This is a genomic window from Moorena sp. SIO4E2, assembly GCF_010671945.1.
GTDB classification, from domain to species: Bacteria; Cyanobacteriota; Cyanobacteriia; order Cyanobacteriales; family Coleofasciculaceae; genus Moorena; species Moorena producens.
The window spans coordinates 1-19,398 of sequence record NZ_JAAHIE010000094.1 but is presented as its reverse complement, the minus strand read 5'-3'; the positions used below and the strand labels follow the sequence as shown (position 1 = coordinate 19,398).

Here is a 19,398-nt window from a genome sequence, read left to right as displayed (position 1 = left end):
ACTTATAGGCTTCCAAGTCTGTGGCATTTATCGTCCTATTCTGCGCTACACAAGCCTAGAGTTTATTACCACAGCACTCCAAGCTGTTTTCTACAGTTCCGGAGTTTTAGTGATCCTCGCTTACTTAAACGGTTCTTGGCCTCTTCCTCCCTCAGTTCTGATTATTGATGCCTTCCTTACTCTATTTCTCCTGATTGGGTTACGACTGCTAATTCGCAGCTCAACTCATAATCTAGCCTATTACGCCCATAGCAATTTACCTCCAGAAGGGCTACTGATCTATGGTGCAGGGGCAGCAGGTTATCAGCTTGCTGCTGCTTTAGCGAATCACCGAACTTACCGACTAATTGCCTTTATCGATGACAACTCTGATTTGCAACACCATGTAGTCATACAGGGACTCAAGGTTTACTCTCCTGCTGAGTTGCCGTTACTTTGGCGACAAAAAGCTTTTGATACGGTAATTTTGGCAATGCCTTCGGTAACAAAAGAAAGAAAACGCTGTATTCTAGAACGCCTACAGAGTCTTTCAATTCCTGTTAAAACCGTACCCTCCTTAAATGAAATGCTCTCTGGTGGAGTTTCTATTGAGAAACTTCGCAAGATTGATATTGCTGACCTCCTCGGACGAGAAGAAGCTGCACCTGATATTGAACTACTAGAAATGCAGGTGACAGGAAAAGTAGTGCTGGTGACTGGTGCAGGAGGCTCCATTGGTTCAGAACTGTGTCGCCAAATTGCTAAGCAGCAGCCCCAGTGTCTAGTACTTTACGAACTCAGTGAATTTGCTCTCTACAATATTGACCTCGAACTAGCAGAAACTTATCCTCAATTGCAGCGCTTTGCTTACCTAGGCAATGTCACCGATAAGGATCATCTCAGTACTGTTTTAAGGGATCATCAAGTCGAGACAGTTTACCATGCAGCAGCCTACAAGCACGTTCCTCTGGTAGAAGTAAATGCAGCGCGAGGCATTGAGAACAACGTTTTAGGAACCTGGACTACGGTCCGCTGTGCCATTGAGTGCGCTGTGAAAAACTTTGTCTTGATTTCCACTGACAAAGCGGTACGTCCTACCAATATTATGGGCGCTAGTAAACGGGTAGCAGAGTTGGTAGTACAGGCATTAGCAGCTCAACCAGGACATTCTACCCGCTTTGCCATTGTCAGATTTGGCAACGTCCTTAATAGTAGTGGTTCGGTTGTGCCTCGCTTCTCCCGACAAATTGCCCAAGGTCAACCCATTACCGTTACCGATCGGGAAATTACTCGCTATTTCATGACCATTCCTGAAGCGGCTCGCTTAGTGATGCAAGCAGGGGCAATGGCAAGTGGAGGAGAGGTATTCTTGCTGGATATGGGAGAACCAATTCGCATTTACGATCTCGCTTTGCAAATGATTCGTTTGAGTGGGCTTATTCCCCAACAGGACATTGAAATCAAAATAACGGGATTGCGACCAGGGGAAAAACTCTATGAGGAGTTGCTGATATCTGGGGATAATGTCAAACCCACGCGACATCATAAAATTTTCTCTGCTCAAGAATATTTTTGGAGTTGGGAGATTTTGCAACCGCAGTTGATAGTTCTCCTTGATAAAGCTCGACTCAATGATCGTGCAGGTATTGTTACTCAACTGTGTAATCTGGTGCCAGAGTACCAGCCTTCTGGTTGTAATGTCCCCATTAATATGATGTGCGCTTGAATACTTACACGAGGCGCGAATCGAAGGCAGAAGCCAGAAGACAGAAGGCGGAAGGAAAGGAGTAAGGTTTAATCGGAGATGGTTTTTTATCACCAACAGGACTTACGCGGTTAAGTTGATTTCGCCCCCCTAGCCCCCCAATTTTGGGGGGAATGATGTCAAAGTCCCCCGCCCCCCTAACCCCCCAATTTTGGGGGGAATGATGTCAAAGTCCCCCGCCCCCCTAGCCCCCCAATTTTGGGGGGAATGATGTCAAAGTCCCCCGCCCCCCTAACCCCCCAATTTTGGGGGGAATTATCGGATGCTTCGCTGTCTTGATGCAAAGCGCGAGTGGGGGAAACCACGGCAAAGCGCGAGTGGGGGAGACCCCCAAGACCGCGCTGCCTCCCCAAGACCGCGCTGCATCGCTTTTGACAGATGGGGACCAACGGGGGCAAATGCGCAAAAATATCCCCTATCTAGCTATCTTCCCATCTCCCCATCTCCCCACACCTCCCACCCTGCCCACCCTCCCCACCCTCTCCTTAATTATGGGTATTCAACCAGACTTGATATTAATCCTTGCTCCAGGGTATAGGGTGGTTGCCAGTTGAGAGTCTGACAAAGTTTGCTACTATCAACCCATAGGGAACCATCCAATCGAGAAATCATTGAACTATTGAGGATGAAAGTTCGCCTGGTGATTAGTTCTACAGTATCTCCCAAATTACCGGCTAGCCTCAATAAGCTCAGGGGAATTGGCAAGATATGACACGGGAGTTCTAGACATTGAGCAATTTGTCTGATCAGTTGCGTTGTTGAGAGGTCTTCGCCGTCGCTGATCAGAAAAGTTTGGTTTTTAGCTTGGGGATGGGTGATAATAGTGGCGATCGCATCTACTAAGTTACCTACAAAAACCAAACTACGGCGATTATTTAAAGAGCCAAAGGGTAGGGGTAATTTTTTCTGTACTAATTTAATTAAACGTTCCATGTTGCCTGGATTTCCCTGACCATAAACTAGGGTAGGACGCAAAATAGTCCAAGTCATCTTGTTGCTTGAGCTAGCTAACTCAATTAAAGCCTGTTCTGCTTTCAATTTGCTGCATCCATAGGGAGTATCAGGTTGGCAAGGAGAGTTTTCGGTGAGAATCTGATCACTTAAGGTGGCCATAGCACCAATAGAGCTAATGAAGATAAAATGCTGGACACCAGCTTTAATGGCATGTTTAACTAGCTGAGTAGTACCTAAGGTATTCACTTCCAGAAATTCTGCTTCCGGATTCGGTGCGTCGTCCTGTAAGATGTGAGCCCTTGCGGCTAGGTGAATTACGGTGTCGATGCCTTCAAGAGCCTTACTCCAATCAGTATGACGATTGATTTCACCTACAGCAATGGTTTTGAGGGAGATGTCTGGGGGATGGAGAAATTGGTTACGCACTGCTGCAGTGATTTGCCAACCTCGCTGATGGAGAATAGGCAAAAGATGACTAGCAATGAAGCCAGTTGCGCCAGTTACAAGAATATGTTTCATAATCGCTATGTGCTAAGTTGGAAGTGATTCAGTGATGGCTTTCAACTCTCGGTACTACTAACTACACTAAGAGCTATTAGAGTCCGAATTGGATGGGTAGTTATTAAGGAGTATTATGAGTATAAACAATAGGCTGTTCAAGGATTTTATGAGCTTTCCAATTGCAAAAATTAGACTCAATAAGTTGTGGCTTGTTTTGCTTCCTATGGGACTGTTTTTTCTTAGTATCATTCCCTTACGTTTAGCCATTGCACGCCATCAAGCACCAGAACCCCAGGCTATTTTGGTTCTTGGTGGTAATAAAGATCGCTTCAAATTCACTGCCCAGTTTTCCCAGTCCCATCCTGAATTAGATATTTGGGTTTCTGACTACCCCAGTAATTTTGAGCATAACAGGCAGATTTTCCGAAAAGTAGGAATCTCAGACCAGCGAATTCACTATGATTTTTGTCCCACGGATACGGTGACCAATTTTACTTGCACAGTTAACTATTTTTATCGGCAGGATATTCAACATATCTACCTAGTAACCTCGGATTATCATATGGTAAGATCCCGCGCAATAGCAACTTTTGTTTTGGGTAGTCGGGGTATTGCAATTACTCCGGTTACTGTACCCTCAAAAGGCTATCCAAAAGAGTCAAAAATACGAGTTATTCGAGACTGTATTCGTTCTCTCCTCTGGATAGTGACTGGAAAGAGTGGGGCAAGTTTGAACCCAGATATTAAATCATGAGGGTTTCTGATTTAATAATTTCTGGTAAATCGGCTCAATCTGTTGCACCATTTGAGCCACATCAAAAAGCTTTCTAGTTAGCTGTTGGGCATTGTGACCAAGACGTTCCCGTTCCTGGGGATTTTGGAGTAGGTAAACTAGATGATGAGCTAATTTGGCAACATCTTTAGCCGGAAATAGTAAACCCGTTTCGCCATGATGGACAGTTTCAGGAATACCATAGATATTAGGAACAACAACAGGTTTACCTAATAGCATAGCTTCAGTCATGGCTCTACCTAAACCTTCCCAGAGGGAGGAAAGGGCAAAAATATCAGCTATTTTCAGAATTTCCGGTACATCTTCCCTGGAACCCAAGAATTTAACCTGATTTTCAATACCAAGTTGTTGAGTTTGAGTTTGTAAACGGGGTTGCAATTCTCCTTCACCAACTAGTAGTAACAGATTTTCGGGGGAGTGTTTGAGAACTTGAGCAAAAGCTTCAATTAAGTAATAGGGTGCTTTTTGTTCATCTAAACGCCCCACCATCACAATAACTTGCCAACCATCGGGAATTTCTAGTTGCTGTCGAAGTTGTGGGAGATGACAAGGACGGTCTAATTTACTAAAGTCAATTCCACTGTAGACCGTTTGGGATTTTTCTTGACTCAGGATCCCCAGTTGGATAGCTTGTTTACGGTTAAGTTCACTAACGGTAAGAAAAAAATCTGTACAGGGGCGCATACTACGCTCTAGATTAATATAGAGTTGGCGTTTCCAACTAGGCATAAAGTCATGGAAAGCAAAGCCATGGATAGTGTGGACAACCACAGGAACTTTAGTAATGCGAGCAGCTACACGACCAAGAATTCCTGCTTTTGAGCTGTGGGTGTGCACAACATCAAATTTTTCTCTACGCAGTAATTGAACTATTTCTGTTAGAGCTTTAAGGTCATAGATAGGGTTAATCGGGTTAACTAGGTGGGGTATGGGGTGGAAGGTATCCGCACTTTGTTGAGCACGATTCAACCATTGTCCTTCTGGATTTGAGGCTAAGTGAACCTCAAATTGATTACGATCATGTTTTTCCACTGTCAGGAGGGTGTTGTCTTGCGCCCCTCCGACAGCTAAACGGGTGATGAGATGGAGAATTTTAGATTTATTTTTGAGATAGGTAGTCACTAGGTTTCACATTATTATCTACTGTTTTACTTTTGATAAACTTGCTCAAGGCAGTAATTTGTTTTGAACAATTTTTTCTAAATAAGGTTTAGCAAAGAGTTGATAGTAGCCTTTCAAATAAATTTTGTTAGTATCGTTAATTCGTTTATTATTGCGAGTAATATGTTTGAAGATATAGCGAGCAGCAAACCAATTAGCAGTTTTTCTCAAATCCTTGGATTTTTGCTGATAACAGTAACCATCTAAAAATGCATTAGCTAAGCTCTTTGGTACAGTCTTAATTCCAAATTTAGCTGTTCCCCAATAAGCTAATTCCAGCGAAGCCAAAAATCTGCCTACATCTTGTAAATGAGGTACTATCTCATGAGTTGTATTTAAATCTAGCAAATAAACATCATTTTTATTGATTAAAACATCACGAATGTCAAAATTGTTAAGCCCAATTCCAAATGATATGTTTTGGGGAGTATATGAGCCTTGCAGGATTTCTTTGTATTCAATATCTATCTGCTCTAACAAAGAGTCTGCTTGGCTTACAAATGTATATTCATATCCTTGTTTTTGATGGAATTCATATAACCATGATCCGATGGAAAATAACGTTGTTTCAATGTTTTGATAATGGAGATTTTTATAAAGCTGAAAACTGATTATTTCTTTGGTGACAATAGCATTGAATTTTGACAAATAAGTGATGGGTTCAATGGTATTTATATTTGTCAAAAAATTTAAATTTTTATTAATCCATAAAAGGGAATTATACTCATGTAATCCCTTAGATATTGAATCGTGATTTTTGATTGCTTTACTAAGACTTGATGTCTTATCATTTATAATTTTAACATAAACATTTTGTTTTTTGCTGATTTCAAAAAGCAATATAAAAGAATTATGACGAATTTCAATGTTTATTAGTCTCGTCAAATTAACACTCTCTAAACTGAATAACTTATTTAATTCGACAGTAATATCATTAATCAGTGTTTTATTGGTTTTATTAAACATAAACAAGTAAGTTTTTATCTGTTTAATAAATGTCATCACAAAACTAAGCATTTCAGTATTTATAAATTTTATAGATTTTTTTGTTTATGATTTAATAACTGGTAATATAATTCTAACCACTTTATTAATCCCTGATCAAAACTATGATTTTCTGCGATATAATACCGACTTAGCTGACCCATTTTCTGACGTTCAAATAAAGGTAATTCCATCAGATTTTGCATGGCTTTAGCTAAAGCTTCAGAATTTTGAGGTGGTACGATAATTCCCGTTTTACCATCTAATATCACTTCCCGATTACCCCCAACATCAGTAGCTACCATAGGTAAACCAGAAGCAGATGCTTCTAAAAGTACTACTGGCATTCCTTCCCAAGCTGAGGACATCAAATAAGCATCGGCAGCACTCATCAAAGCTGGTATATCCCGGCGTACCCCTAAAAATCTTACTTGGGATTCAATGCCCAACTTTTCCGCCAAAGTTTCTTCCTTAGAACCTAAAAAACCATCTCCAGCAATCAGTAGAATTGCATTTTTATATCTTTGAGCAATTTGAGCAAAGGCTTTGAGCATATTGGGATAATCTTTTTGCTCATGGTTACGCCCTGCTGCTAACCAAACAAATTCATCTCCTAGATTTAATTCCTGGCGAATTTTGCTGCGTACTTCAGGGTGATGTTGAAATTTTTCACTGTCCACAACATTGGGTATAAATTTAATTTTATGTTTGGGTACTACCCCCACTTTGATGTAGCGTTCCAAACCGGCTTGACTCACCTGAGTGGTTAAATCACACCAAGGATCTGTGCAACGGTAGGCAACTTCTCGCCAACGTCCCCCCTCTTTAAGATTATGAGCTGTAGCCACCAAAACCTGTATGGGAGTAAAAATCCTGGCGATCCTAGCCATCAGATTAGCGTGGAACATATGACTGTGTACAATTTGCGGTTGCCATTGGCGTAAGAGATTAATTAACTCTAGTAATGCCCTGGGTTCTGGTACACCCCGTTTCATGTTTAAACTATGGACAGATAATCCTTGGGCTTGGGCTTCTAAACCCATTTGACCTATGGGAATTAGAGAAAGAATCCTTACTTGGTGACCTTTAGCTACTAAAGCATGGGCAAGATACATAACTTGTTGTTCTGCTCCCCCTACTCCTAAACCAGTGGAAAGAAGGACTATACTCAATTTATCTGTGGCATTACTCATTATCTGTGCTTAAATTCAATAGTTTTAAGTATTCAGTAGTACTCTTTTCTTGGGAGAATTCTTCTTTAGCTCTAGATTGCAACACTTCCGGGGCAATGGGATTATTCAAAGTAGCTACCATTGCTTGGGCTAAACCCTCCACATCCCCCACTGGAACTAAATTGCCGTATTTACCCCCTGCTAAGATTTCCTCTGGGCCACTTTTGCAGTTAGTTGCTACTACAGGGGTTCCCACAGCCATAGCTTCAATTAACACCGTGGGTAAACCTTCTCGATTAGAAGACAGAACAAATAAGGCTGCTTGAGCCATGTAAGCAAAAGGATTATTAACAAATCCTGGTAAACTTACCTGATCTTCTAAGCCCAATTCCTTGACTAAGGCTTCTAATTTAGGGCGTTCTTCCCCTTCCCCTAAAATCATTAATCGAGCGGAACAGTTTTGTTGAGCGATGGCAAAGGCTTTAATTAAGGTAGGGAAGTCTTTTTGCTTGGTGAGTCTACCTACTCCTAAAATTACGGGAGGCTCTCTGGGAGAAAACCAGGGATGGTCTATGGTAGCTTGAGCTTTGAGCAGTAAATTAGGGGTAACTACTGGATTATAAATAACTTTGATGTGCTTGCGGGGTAAATTAACTGTAGTTGTTAGGTTATCTGCCACACCTCCCGATACCGCTACAATGGAGTCTGCCCAAGGGTAACAGTGATGGATTAAGCCGTGAATTAAGGGGTTTTTCCATGGGGATTGATTGCCCTCAGAAGAGAGAGTGTTACGCACAGTAACAATGATGCGGGTGGGTACTCCAGCAATAAATTTACCCCACAAGCCAACTAAGTTAACATAATCCATAGCGCAGATGAGGTAAGCAGGTTTTTCCTGTTTCAGGTATCGCACTAGCTTAGGTAGGCTCAACAGCACCCGTTTGGCTTCAAGGTGAACTAGATTAACTTGGGGAGATATCTCCGAAAAATAAGCACCATCTTTTTGCGCCAGAACTAAATCTACCTTTAAACCTTGTTCCGCAAGACCATTGGCGAGTCTGAGCATATTGCGTTCTGCACCACCACCCCGGAGGGAAGCTAGGAAAATGGCTATTGTTTGAGTTGACATAACGCTTCTCATTTTACTTTGCCTTTTTTGTTAATAACTGCTAATAAAGCACAGGACATAAGAACAGGACGATAATATAAAATTCGATGATTAAAAAGGCACCACACCAAAATAAATACGGCAAAACTCCAGATTAAATATTTTTTGTTAGTACGGGTATTTTTATTAAGGGTATAGATTAGAGAAGGAATAATAAAAATACCAATAATGCCATGCTCTGCTAGTAAAGATAAATACATATTATGGCTATTTAATTCCAATTCCCATTCTTCCGTAGCTCCAATTCCATTTCCTAACAATGGTTTTTCTGAAAAATAGTCCCAGGCATACTTAGCTAGCTGGAACCTTTCTTGAGCAGCGTTATCTTCAGTAGATCCAGTAGTAAAAATTTCAATTCTTTTTTGAGCTTTTCCATGTAAAAATTCTAAATTATTAACTTGATAATTATTATCTAAAAAAAACGTTATTTGATTTCCGATTACAACAAGTAATACTCCTATAAATAGAAATGCTTTTACCAATTTATATTGTGGAATTACGTTAAATATAATCAGAGTAATAACACTAATAAGCCAACCAAGTATTCCTCCTCTGGAAAATGTAGAAAAAACCCCCAAACCAACTAAAATAACAAATAGTATACGATATTTAGGCTTGAAAAGATCGACAGTAAAAAGCATTCCTAGGGTTAATGTCCCTGCACTATCATTAGGATCTAGGTAAAAACCTGCGGAGCGTCCCACATCATCCCAGTAAAATGCTTCTGGGTAAAATATTTCATAAATATTATTAGCAATTCCTAGTAAAACAGCAAATAATATAGTCCAAATAGCACAAGCTTGTACTAAACTAGTTTGGGATAAAATTACTAGCATAATTAGCACAAAAATCATAGAGAGAACTCTAGTTTCAAGGGCTTGAAAAGCAATGCTAGATTGAGATGAAAAAAAGAAAGATCCAATTGAAATAACTAAAAAAACTCCACACCAGATGATTAAATAAGTAGACTTATAATTGATTTTTATTTTTAAGATTAACAAAAACAAGGTTGCTAAACAAAATACAGCAATAAACCAAAGAGGAATAATATTGACAATATCAGCATTGTGCAAATAGTTATCTATACCTGTAAAAAATATCGCAAATGACGCTACTGACAATAAAATATTATAGTACAGTAAAGCATTTTTTTTTTGCATAAACTTCATAAGTTTGCATCAATAATATATTTATAAAATTGTAAAAACTATCTTAAATTTAGTGATAATTGTAATATAAAAACGAGAAGATATTGCTCCATCAAGAGTGTCAGTTTTATCTCTATGCCACTTGATTACAGATCCTGGTTCTAGAAACATTAATCTGAATCGACGCTTAGAGCCAGGAAGTTTGGTCAAAATCTCTTTAATATATGGGCACATTCCCATAGCGGGTGTTTATAAAAAAGGCTTCCCAGTAATAAGTTTATCAGTATAAACATCTCCCCCAGAGGTTATTAAACCTATAGCTTTCCATCCTCCATCGTGGTGATCATGTCTAGAATGTTACTCTCCTCCAAATTCTTTGATTAGATTATAGTAATCTGTTAAAAGTATTGATTGGGAGAAGTGAAGCGGTAATTCACACTGAAGCGAAAGATTACTAAGTGCTGTCAATATTTAAAATATTTGCATATATAAAAAGCTCCAAATCCTGTTTAAATTTCTGAAATTGTGTATCGGTACTTACCAGAAGCACTTGGGTAAATTTGATCAACAAATTCAAAACTAATTTGGCATTCTTCTCCTATCGCTATTTGGCAATGATTAACTATTTCATCTAATTCTTTTTGCTCTGGCTGATAATCTTGATTTCCTTTCATGATTCTTATCACTAGTTTTGAATAATCCTTTTGAACAACTTGGAAGTTATAAATCCAGTCTTTAAAATAAAGAAGATAAGTAAAATATGATCCATATACTAGACTGCCGTCTTTACGCTTAAACATATCCGTAATTCTACCTGAAACTTCCTTGAATATCTGCCGTGAGGGTTCGTTAACTAACAAAGTGCCACTGTCACCAATTTTGTACCGTATTAATGGCATAGCATAGTTAGTTAAATTAGTAACCAAGATGTTTCCTTCAACACCGGTTGGCAAGAGATTATTATTATCATCTACAATTTCAATATAACTGCCCCAAGGTGCAGCCCATAGACCTTCTTTACCAGGTAGTTCACAAGCAATATCACCCACTTCTCTAGAGCCATAACGATTGAAAACTTGGCATTGAAATACAGACTCAATCTTTTCGCGCATCCAAGGATAAAGTGTGCCGGAAGTGGTTATAATAGCTTTTTGAGGAACAATGGTTATTTGCTCCTGTTCAGCAAATTGTGCCAATTCATATATTGCCTGAACGTAGGCAATAATTATCTTAGGAGGTTTGTTATTTAGCTTGTGAATAAACCCCGCCATTTTTTCAGGAGTCATCAAGAAAGCATTCATATAGGTCGTATTTCTAAGAAAGCTTGATAACTTAGCTTTAATACCTTTGTTTGATAATAAATCTGTTCGTGAGCCCCATAAAATTGCTTGTGGATCACCAAATTTTCTACCTGAAACAAAATAAGAATAAAGCGACTTAATCGCCATCGAACGGTTGAAATATGCCCGGTCTTGAATAAGCCTTATTGGTTCTCCGGTTGAGCCACTTGATTGATTAAAATACCACTGTCGTTGTTTTAAATCCGTAGATTTTATTTGTTCAAAGTTTTGGCGAATTAAATCTTTGGTTAAAACTGGCAAGTTTTGAAGATATACTTCTGGATTTTGTTCAAGAAGTTTATAATTGCCAATTTGAGCCATTATTTGAGTATAATAGGGGACATTTTTTTGGCAATGGTTAAGAATTTTTATCAAGTTTGTTTGAGTTGTTTCAGGGTGTATTCCTGAAGTAATTTCTTGACTAAGCTTGTCAAAAATAGCAGAGTATCCTCTACCTTGTAGAGAAGAATAGTGTGAATAAAGCCATCCTCTAAAATTCATTATTTACTCACATTTTCAAAAAGTTTTTCCCAATCTTGCAAAATTTTTTCTAAAGCAAAGCGTTTATTGACTTCTGTCGCACGGCTAGCTAAACGTTGACGTTCTTCTGAGTTAGACATCAAATTTTCCATGGCAGTAGCTAAAGCTTCTGAGTCTTCATTGGGAACTAAGACACCATCTACGTTGTGACGAATAATTTCTTTTGGTCCTGTAGGACAATCCGTAGCAATGACTGGTAATCCACAAGCTAAGGCTTCGCAATGTACCATAGGAAACCCCTCCCAGCGAGAAGCCATAACAAATAATTCAGACTTTTTTAAGACAGGAAAAGGATTACTTAAACGACCTACTAAAACAACCTGAGCAGATAAATTTAGTTTATTAATTAGAGCTAATAACTCAGATTTTAAATGTCCTTCCCCTATGATTAGTATTTGCCAATCGGGATATTTATGGGCAATTTTTGAAAATGCGCTGATTAGAATATCGAAACCTTTTTGTTTTGTTAGCCTCCCCATACTTGTGATCCAATTTTTGTGGGAATCTATACCTAGATTATGTAAGACATGGTCTTCAATCAGATCATTCTCTGGTATTTTCACTATTGGGTTATATATCACTACTCTTTTATTTGGATTTAGCCATTGGAATGACTGATCTAATTCTTTACTTACACTCACTAATTTATTAGCGTATTTATAAACTAATTTTCTAAGACTGTACTTTTTGCGTTGATCAGATTTTTCTCTGCCGTAAGAATGTTCAGTAATAATTGTCGGCAGATTAGTTTTTAATAAAGATAATATAGTTAATATATTTGTATTTACTAAATGGGAAATAACTACATCAGGATTAGTAGATTTAATAGCTTTTCTTAAAACTAAACATCTGTGTAAGTTATTTCGTAAAGCTTGAATAGCATTGTGTGAAGCACCCGCAATATTCAGAGCTAATCGAGAGACCTTAGGTGAAAGTTTATAAAAATCACGTTCTTTACCAGCTATCGTGATAAGTGTTACCTGATGACCTTTTTCTACAAATCCTTCAGCAAGCAAAACCGAAACACGTTCTGCACCACCACAAGAAAGAGATGAAATCACTAACGTTATTTTCATATTTTTTGTTGGTAATTTTTGTTAAGTTTTTTATTTATAAATGTAATGTGCATCAAAAAACAAATCAAATAAATTAGGCTAGTAGATAAAGCAATTCCAGCAATTCCAATCCATTGTATAAATAAAAAGTTGCAGACAATATTTACCAGTAAATTAAATGCACAAGTCCAAGTAAATACATAATTCATCCTCATTGAAGTAATTAGTCTAACCACTAAAATGTTGCCAATATAAAAAGGAAGTTGTAAGGCATACAAAGCTTGAATATGAGCCACTAAATATGTGTCATCTGCTGTAAATGATCCCCTTTGCAAGAGAATCCTAACTATAGGAATGGAACAAATTAAGAGAATAATGGTTAAGGGAATAGTTGTGATGAATATTAGCTTCAGATATTTTTTTAGCGTATGTTTTACCCCTTGCCAATCTTCCCTGGCGATCATCTTAGAAAAGTAAGGAGTAACGGCTGTCCCTAATCCTATGGCGACAAGACTAAGGGGCAAAGCTGTCAATTTATAGCCATAGCTCAGGGCTGCGACGCTTCCCGGTGCTAACATGGCTGCCATTGATTGGTCTACTAATTTAGTACTTCCTATGAGGAATGCAGCAGCAGCAGAGGCTCCATAGAGCCGAAAGACTTCTTTAAGCTTAGAGTCAAGCTTATATAGTTTTGGTATTAAGCTAATGCCTTTTCGCCTCAGTGATATACCTAGGAAAATAATTTGTATTAAAGTTCCTCCTAGTAGTGCTATAACTAAGGCAAAGACTCCCCAAGATGAAAATTTTACAAGTAAGATAATGCTTAAGGCAGGGATGGCAATGGGCAAAATAGCAGCCAAGGCAAAACGTTCTCCAGAATTTAAAACAGCCTGGCAAATCGTAACAATTCCCTTAATTAAAATTAGAGGAGAAACTGCTAAGAGTAGCTGAAAAGTAAACTCGATTTTGCCTGAGTCGAAACCTGGTGCAATTTTAGGTAAATAGAAGGGAGCAAAAGCTACCATGAGGATGGTAACCAAGATTAACAATCCAATTACATAAGACATTGCTCCAGAAAGAAGTTTCTGAGCCTGTTGTTGTCCTTGTTGCTCTCTTTCCCGTATATAAGTAGGAATAAAAGCAGGTTTAAAAGAACCAGCAACTACATTACCAATAAACTGAGGAAATAGTAAGGCAATCACTAATGCATCCACTTCATTGCTGGTGCCAAAACTCCAAGCAACCACAAATTCTTTGCCCACAGATACTATTTTTACCAGTACAGTCATGGCAGTTACTTTAGCAGCAGCACCAAAAATTTGGCGATTATTAGAGCCACTGGAAATATTTTTCCAGAACTTAAATGCATTATGTAATGGCTGTTTTTTCACTGTAAATATTTAATCTATAGCAAAGGGAACAGGGAACAGGGAGTAGGGAACAGGGAACAAAAATTATCACAATTCCTACACGGATCCCTATAAATTTTTGATAGCTGTGTGAAGTAACGATTACCAAGACTGCCTAACCAATCCCAGATTACTCTTCTCATGCTCAGACTGGGGAGGATTACCAGCAGATTGCCGGTAGGAGTAACTGTTACCATGCTTGTTATTAACAAAATTTGCCACCACCCCAGCTAAAGTACACTGATTGCTCCGTAAAATCTCCAAGGAACGGGTAATATCATCATGGGTACTGCATTCCATGCCAGCAACAAAGATAATTCCATCCACATAACTGCCTACACTTTGGGTATCAGCAACCCCTACCACAGCAGGAGTATCGATTAGCACATAATCATAAGTCTGTCGCCACTCATCAAATAGCTGCTTCATTTTCTGGGAATTCAACAGCGCCACTGGATTAGGAGGAGTAGGACCAGAACTGATTAGATCAAGACTTTCAGTCTTTCCTGTCTGAACGAGGGAATACCAAGGACGGTCACTGGTAAGAGCTGTACTTAGTCCCCCATGGTTTGGCAATCCTGCCAATAGATGTAACGTTGGTTGACGCAAATCCCCATCGACTACTAAAACTCGCTGTCCCAATTCAGCTAAAACAGCTCCTAAATGATAGGTAATCGTTGTCTTACCTTCAGAGGGCATTGCAGAAGTGAAAGCCAAAACCTTGATCCTGTTTGTAGCTGCACCAAGATAGCGTAAATTCATGGCTAGAGAGCGCAAGGATTCTGTAAATGCTGACTGCTGATCACTCGATAATCTTCTTTGTTCTTCGATTCGAGCACCGACTATATGTCCCCGGATACGGGGAATAGTTCCTAATAAAGATAGCCCCGTTAGTTGCTTTAAATCTTCGACCTGTTTTACCTTCTGGTCTAAACGCTCCAGCAGGAATGCCGCTCCTACCCCAGACAATCCTCCCATAAGTAAAGCCAAAATCAAATTCAGTTTGATATTGGGAGAAATAGGATCTTCTGGTAGGTAAGGAGACTCAAGAATCTCCCAAGGGGCAATTTCTTGAGCTTCAGCAATCTGTAACTCTTGCCGTTTTTCTAGTAAGTTATTGACTGCTTGGGATCTAACTTCTAACTGACGCTGTAGCTCGGTATACACTTGCTGGAGTTGGGGAATTTGCTGAAACTGAGCTGCCACTTCAGTTTGAGCTTTACGAATAGCCTCTAGCTGGTTTTCCTGAGCGGCAAATCCTGTCTCTAGAGCAAGTAATTGATTAGTTAGTGTTTGGCGAGTTTCCCCGTATCCCACTACCTGGTTAATATCAATTTGTGAGCTTGCTGACCCCAGGATGCTTTGGGTACGCTTCTGCAATAGATTCTGTATTTGGTTACGCTTCAGTTGTAAGCTTTCCACCGCAGGATGATTATCCTGGAAACGAGTTAGCTCTAGAGCCAGCTCGGATTCTAGTTCTGTCAGTTGATTAGCTAAGTTTTTATAGTAAGGATCTTGGCTGAGAACCGAATTTGCTAAAGCTGCTTGGGGTTGTTGACCTGCTTCTTGTAGCTGTTGGCGTAATTCCTGTAACTGTCGCTGAGTCTGACTCAGAGCAATTTCTACTTCCTGCTCCTGTTGCACAAGAGATTGCTTGAGTTCAGATACCTGAAGAGCATAAGCTTCTGGTTCCACAATACCATAGCGTTCTCGAAAGCTACGCAGAATTGATGTGGTTGCATTTAGGGCTTGTTGTGCTTTCGGTAGTTGCTCATCAATAAACTGAATTGCATTGGTTGCCTGGGAGCGCTGCCGCTCTATACTGTAATCGACATAGGTATAACTGAGAGCTTCTAGTACTTTTTGAGCCCTTTGGGGATTTGTGTCTTGGTATGAAACGATCAGTACATCAGCATCCCCTACCTGACGAATCGACATGTTTTCGATTACTTCTTTAACAGACAGTTTGTCAAAAGAGCTTTCTGGGGGGCTAATTGCCTTAGCAACCAAAGAGCGACTTTTAAGAATCTCAATTTCGGTAGATAAATTTTCCTTATTTTTAGGTTTTTCTGTTTCTTGTAACCCACCAACATCAGGCACGGAAGCTTCCCGATACATTAGGATCAGCATCTCTGACTCATATTCAGGGGTCTTGAGAAAAGTCGCTGCTGCCCCCCCTGCAAAAACTGTCGTTCCCACTGCTAATGCCGTTTTCCAAAACCGAAGCAGAATCGACCCCAGTTTAAATAGGTTAATCTCCTCTTGTCCGGTCTCAACACTCTCAGTCTTTACTTCCATGCTCATGTTCTGTTAAGTAGTTCTGGTGAGCGAGAACTATTCTATCTAGAGTGAAAAAGAATTTCACTTGAGTAAACGCTGATTAATACTACAAGTGCTAACTAGATAATCAGGAAAATTAATACCCCACTTTCCGCACTTGAGCTTGTAGCATCAAGTAGTTATGGCCAAAAGCTTTCCATTACAAAGGCTATAGTCATCATGAGTAAGTTGTTGTGCATTTAAATTAGATATTATTTAGTTACAAAAAAAAACCGTCAAACCCTATATACCTGGGCATTGCTGATTCTTGGTATGATTCCCAATAGCATTTATATTTGAGTGGTAATCATCAATAAAACCAACAAAATGTTGAGGTAAATAACTAACTAAAAAAAACGTTATTATTTTGATATAAAACCAATCTCTCGATTATTAATACACCTTCAAAACTCTAAATCCGGATAGTTATCAAAAATTGAATAGCTACTGGATTTAGAAAGCGATAACACTAGTGTGTGAATAGTTTGTGAATTACTTTCAACTTAAAAAAGCGTGAAATTATTTCCAGACAAATTTTTCAGAAAACTATGAAGACTACCGAAAGCACCGGACATGATATTAGATCATTTCCGGTTAATCACTTCCCAACCCAAATAGTCCCTAAATTTTTGGTAAGCTGTCGCGCATTTAAACGACCTTGTCTTGATGCACACCTAACTACCTGTTTGTGGATGGTGGTAGCGCTAATCCAAACGGCATTGCTGAATCTTCGAATGAATATGAGTGGGGTGGGCATCCTGCCTGCCCGGAAATGAAACGGGCAAGATGCCCATGGCACCACAGCCAAGATGCCCATGGCACCACAGCCAAGATGCCTGTTCTACCAAGATGCCCATTCCACCACGGGCAAGATGCCCATAGCACCACAGGCAAGATGCCTGTTCTACTATTATCCCCTGTTCCCTGTTCTCTGTTCCCTATTCCCTACTTCTGCAAGAAATCTATTCTATACCAATTGGAAATCGTCACCACTCAATTGATCTAGATGCACATCCTCAATCACAAGGGTTCCACCAGTCTTAGGAGAAAGAACAACACCCTTGTCACTGTCAGATAGGATACCAGATTTTACTGCTCTATGAAACCACTGTTGAGGATCAATGGCACCAAAGCCCTTCAATTTAATCAGATCTGCACCAATTTCAAAGTCCTCGATCACATCCACGTCACCATGGCGGAAGCTACTGCCCTTAGTGAACAAAAACTGATCATGACCAGCACCACCAACTAACGTATCACTACCACGACCACCATTAATCCTGTCATCACCACCACCACCAGTGATGTGGTCATTACCACGACCACCCACTAAACGATCCTTACCACCACCACCATTAATCGTGTCATTACCACGACCACCATTAATCGTGTCACGACCAGTGCCACCATCAAGCACATCCTTACCAGCACCCCCTTTAATTACATCCTTGCCTCCATCCCCGGAGAGGGTATCATTACCACCACGACCGACAATAGTATCGTTACCCTTTCCACCACTAATGTGGTCATTACGACGAGTACCAATCAGTTTGTCATCCCCTGGGGTACCGGTTGACCCTGGTTTAACTGGCACCAGACCAGCATCCCATACCAATTGGTCAATCCCTTCTGGCAAGAATCGAGTGATCGGACCGATAGTAACACGACCGGTATTGGGATCAACATCACTATCTATGGGACTATCGGTATCAATAAACTGTCGTGGGTCATTATCTTGGGTAGTAAAAGTAAACCCTTCCGGTGCAACGAATTCCAGGGTATAACGAGTAGAAAGGTCATCCGGGATATTCTCAAATAGATAGAAACCAGGATTCTCATTATTATCATCATTCGTAGTAGTTGTCTGGATTAGGTTACCGTTGATGTCGAAGAGATTAACAGTAACGCCATTGACACCATTTTCAGGAGGCTCATTTTGGAGACCATCTCTGTTGCTGTCTAACCAAACATAATTGCCAATAGAACCAGTAGGATCATTCGGATTTGGTTCTGGTAGTGGTACCGGAGTAGGCAATGGGTTTGGGTGTGAATTGGAATTGTCGCTATCGTTGATTACTATCATGGTTACTTTCCTATTAATGAAATGTATGTTTATAGGGAATAGGGAATAGGGAGTAGGGAACAGGGAACAGGGAACAGGGAACAGTTACGTAGGGTGCGTTAGGAACCGGCTCGCCCTCATTTTTTCGGTTCCCACTATTGGGACAGCCGGTTCCGTAACGCACCACCGGGTCTGATTAGGCTAGAAACCCCTATATCAAATAAGTAATCAATCAGACTTGAGATGTTGCTAATCCCAGACCTATCTAAAAAATGGAACAATAGGCTCAATCTGTCCCGCCATTTTGGCCATAGTTGCAAAACGTTACAAATTGAGTTCTGATGTAGATATGATGTAGGGTGGGCAGTGGTTTATTAAGGGATAGTAATAGTTGAAAATCGGATAGAGCACTGCCCACCAGAGCCAGATATACATGTAGGGTGGGCATAAATAAAGATGTAGGGTGGGCAGTGCTTTTTCAAGGGATAGTAATAGTTGAAAATCGGATAGAGCACTGCCCACCAGAGCCAGATATACATGTAGGGTGGGCATAAATAAAGATGTAGGGTGGGCAGTGGTTTATTAAGGGATAGTAATAGTTGAAAATCGGATAGAGCACTGCCCACCAGCCAGATATACATGTAGGGTGGGCAGTGCTCTATCGGATAGAGCACTGCCCACCCTACGATTAATATCTAATTAAATCCCTGTTGGTGGGCAGTGCATATCCAACCGATTCCGATCGGATTTTATTGGTTTAATCCACTGCCCACCCTACGATTAATTTTATTAAAACTGTTGGTGGGCAGTGCATATCCAACCGATTCCGATCCGATTTTATTGGTCTCGTCCACTGCCCACCCTACGATTAATTTTATTAAAACTGTTGGTGGGCAGTGCATATCCAACCGATTCCGATCGGATTTTATTGGTCTCGTCCACTGCCCACCCTACGATTAATTTTATTAAAACTGTTGGTGGGCAGTGCATATCCAACCGATTCCGATCGGATTTTATTGGTCTCGTCCACTGCCCACCCTACGATTAA

15 protein-coding genes are annotated in these 19,398 nt (G+C 40.0%); 3 read left to right on the top strand and 12 right to left on the bottom strand.

Annotation, left to right across the window (positions count from 1 at the left end; genetic code table 11):
* Positions 1-1,705, top strand: a 1,705-nt coding sequence (locus F6K37_RS13035) for a polysaccharide biosynthesis protein (RefSeq protein ID WP_287250634.1), incomplete at its 5' end; no start/stop codon positions are given.
* Between the two features lie 528 nt (positions 1,706-2,233).
* Here F6K37_RS13035 and F6K37_RS13030 read toward each other — a convergent pair.
* Positions 2,234-3,217: an NAD-dependent epimerase/dehydratase family protein gene (locus tag F6K37_RS13030; RefSeq protein ID WP_287250632.1), complete on the bottom strand. Its 984-nt coding sequence runs from the start codon at positions 3,215-3,217 to the stop codon at positions 2,234-2,236.
* A gap of 148 nt (positions 3,218-3,365) precedes the next feature.
* Between F6K37_RS13030 and F6K37_RS13025 the strand changes: the two genes are divergently transcribed.
* Entirely contained in the window at positions 3,366-3,953 is a 588-nt protein-coding gene (locus F6K37_RS13025; RefSeq protein ID WP_287250630.1) for a YdcF family protein, read from the top strand.
* On the opposite strand, the gene F6K37_RS13020 is transcribed toward F6K37_RS13025, so the two are convergent.
* From F6K37_RS13020 to F6K37_RS12980, 9 genes are all read right to left on the bottom strand, one after another.
* Positions 3,948-5,114, bottom strand: a complete 1,167-nt coding sequence (locus F6K37_RS13020; protein WP_287250628.1) for a glycosyltransferase family 4 protein — start codon at positions 5,112-5,114, stop codon at positions 3,948-3,950. The two genes, F6K37_RS13025 and F6K37_RS13020, sit on opposite strands and share 6 nt — an antisense overlap.
* A gap of 45 nt (positions 5,115-5,159) precedes the next feature.
* Positions 5,160-6,119: a hypothetical protein gene (locus tag F6K37_RS13015; protein ID WP_287250627.1), complete on the bottom strand. Its 960-nt coding sequence runs from the start codon at positions 6,117-6,119 to the stop codon at positions 5,160-5,162.
* Between the two features lie 68 nt (positions 6,120-6,187).
* Positions 6,188-7,330, bottom strand: a complete 1,143-nt coding sequence (locus F6K37_RS13010; protein ID WP_287250625.1) for a glycosyltransferase — start codon at positions 7,328-7,330, stop codon at positions 6,188-6,190.
* On the bottom strand, positions 7,323-8,438 hold the full coding sequence (locus F6K37_RS13005) for a glycosyltransferase (RefSeq protein WP_287250623.1): 1,116 nt from the start codon (positions 8,436-8,438) through the stop codon (positions 7,323-7,325). Before F6K37_RS13005 ends, F6K37_RS13010 begins: the two co-directional genes overlap by 8 nt.
* An 8-nt stretch (positions 8,439-8,446) precedes the next feature.
* The gene (locus F6K37_RS13000; RefSeq protein WP_287250621.1) at positions 8,447-9,637 is read right to left on the bottom strand and encodes an O-antigen ligase family protein; all 1,191 of its coding nucleotides are present in this window, start codon (positions 9,635-9,637) and stop codon (positions 8,447-8,449) included.
* Between the two features lie 497 nt (positions 9,638-10,134).
* A complete protein-coding gene (locus tag F6K37_RS12995) occupies positions 10,135-11,466 on the bottom strand; it encodes a phenylacetate--CoA ligase family protein (protein WP_287250619.1) in 1,332 nt (443 codons plus the stop codon).
* A complete protein-coding gene (locus tag F6K37_RS12990) occupies positions 11,466-12,581 on the bottom strand; it encodes a glycosyltransferase family 4 protein (RefSeq protein ID WP_287250618.1) in 1,116 nt (371 codons plus the stop codon). The genes F6K37_RS12995 and F6K37_RS12990 overlap by 1 nt, the downstream gene beginning before the upstream one ends.
* On the bottom strand, positions 12,578-13,951 hold the full coding sequence (gene murJ, locus F6K37_RS12985) for a murein biosynthesis integral membrane protein MurJ (RefSeq protein ID WP_287250616.1): 1,374 nt from the start codon (positions 13,949-13,951) through the stop codon (positions 12,578-12,580). The genes F6K37_RS12990 and murJ overlap by 4 nt, the downstream gene beginning before the upstream one ends.
* Positions 13,952-14,071: 120 nt before the next feature.
* Positions 14,072-16,267 (bottom strand): GumC family protein, encoded by a 2,196-nt coding sequence (locus F6K37_RS12980; protein ID WP_287250614.1) that lies wholly within the window; start codon positions 16,265-16,267, stop codon positions 14,072-14,074.
* Between the two features lie 709 nt (positions 16,268-16,976).
* On the opposite strand from F6K37_RS12980, the gene F6K37_RS12975 reads away from it, so the two are divergent.
* A complete protein-coding gene (locus tag F6K37_RS12975; protein WP_131826893.1) occupies positions 16,977-17,294 on the top strand; it encodes a hypothetical protein in 318 nt (105 codons plus the stop codon).
* On the opposite strand, the gene F6K37_RS12970 is transcribed toward F6K37_RS12975, so the two are convergent.
* Both F6K37_RS12970 and F6K37_RS12965 read right to left on the bottom strand, forming a co-directional pair.
* Complete coding sequence (locus F6K37_RS12970; protein ID WP_008184960.1) at positions 17,256-18,371, bottom strand: SdrD B-like domain-containing protein; 1,116 nt, start codon at positions 18,369-18,371, stop codon at positions 17,256-17,258. The genes F6K37_RS12975 and F6K37_RS12970 overlap by 39 nt on opposite strands.
* 303 nt (positions 18,372-18,674) lie before the next feature.
* Positions 18,675-18,902: a hypothetical protein gene (locus F6K37_RS12965; protein WP_287250611.1), complete on the bottom strand. Its 228-nt coding sequence runs from the start codon at positions 18,900-18,902 to the stop codon at positions 18,675-18,677.
* Between the last annotated feature and the right edge of the window lie 496 nt (positions 18,903-19,398).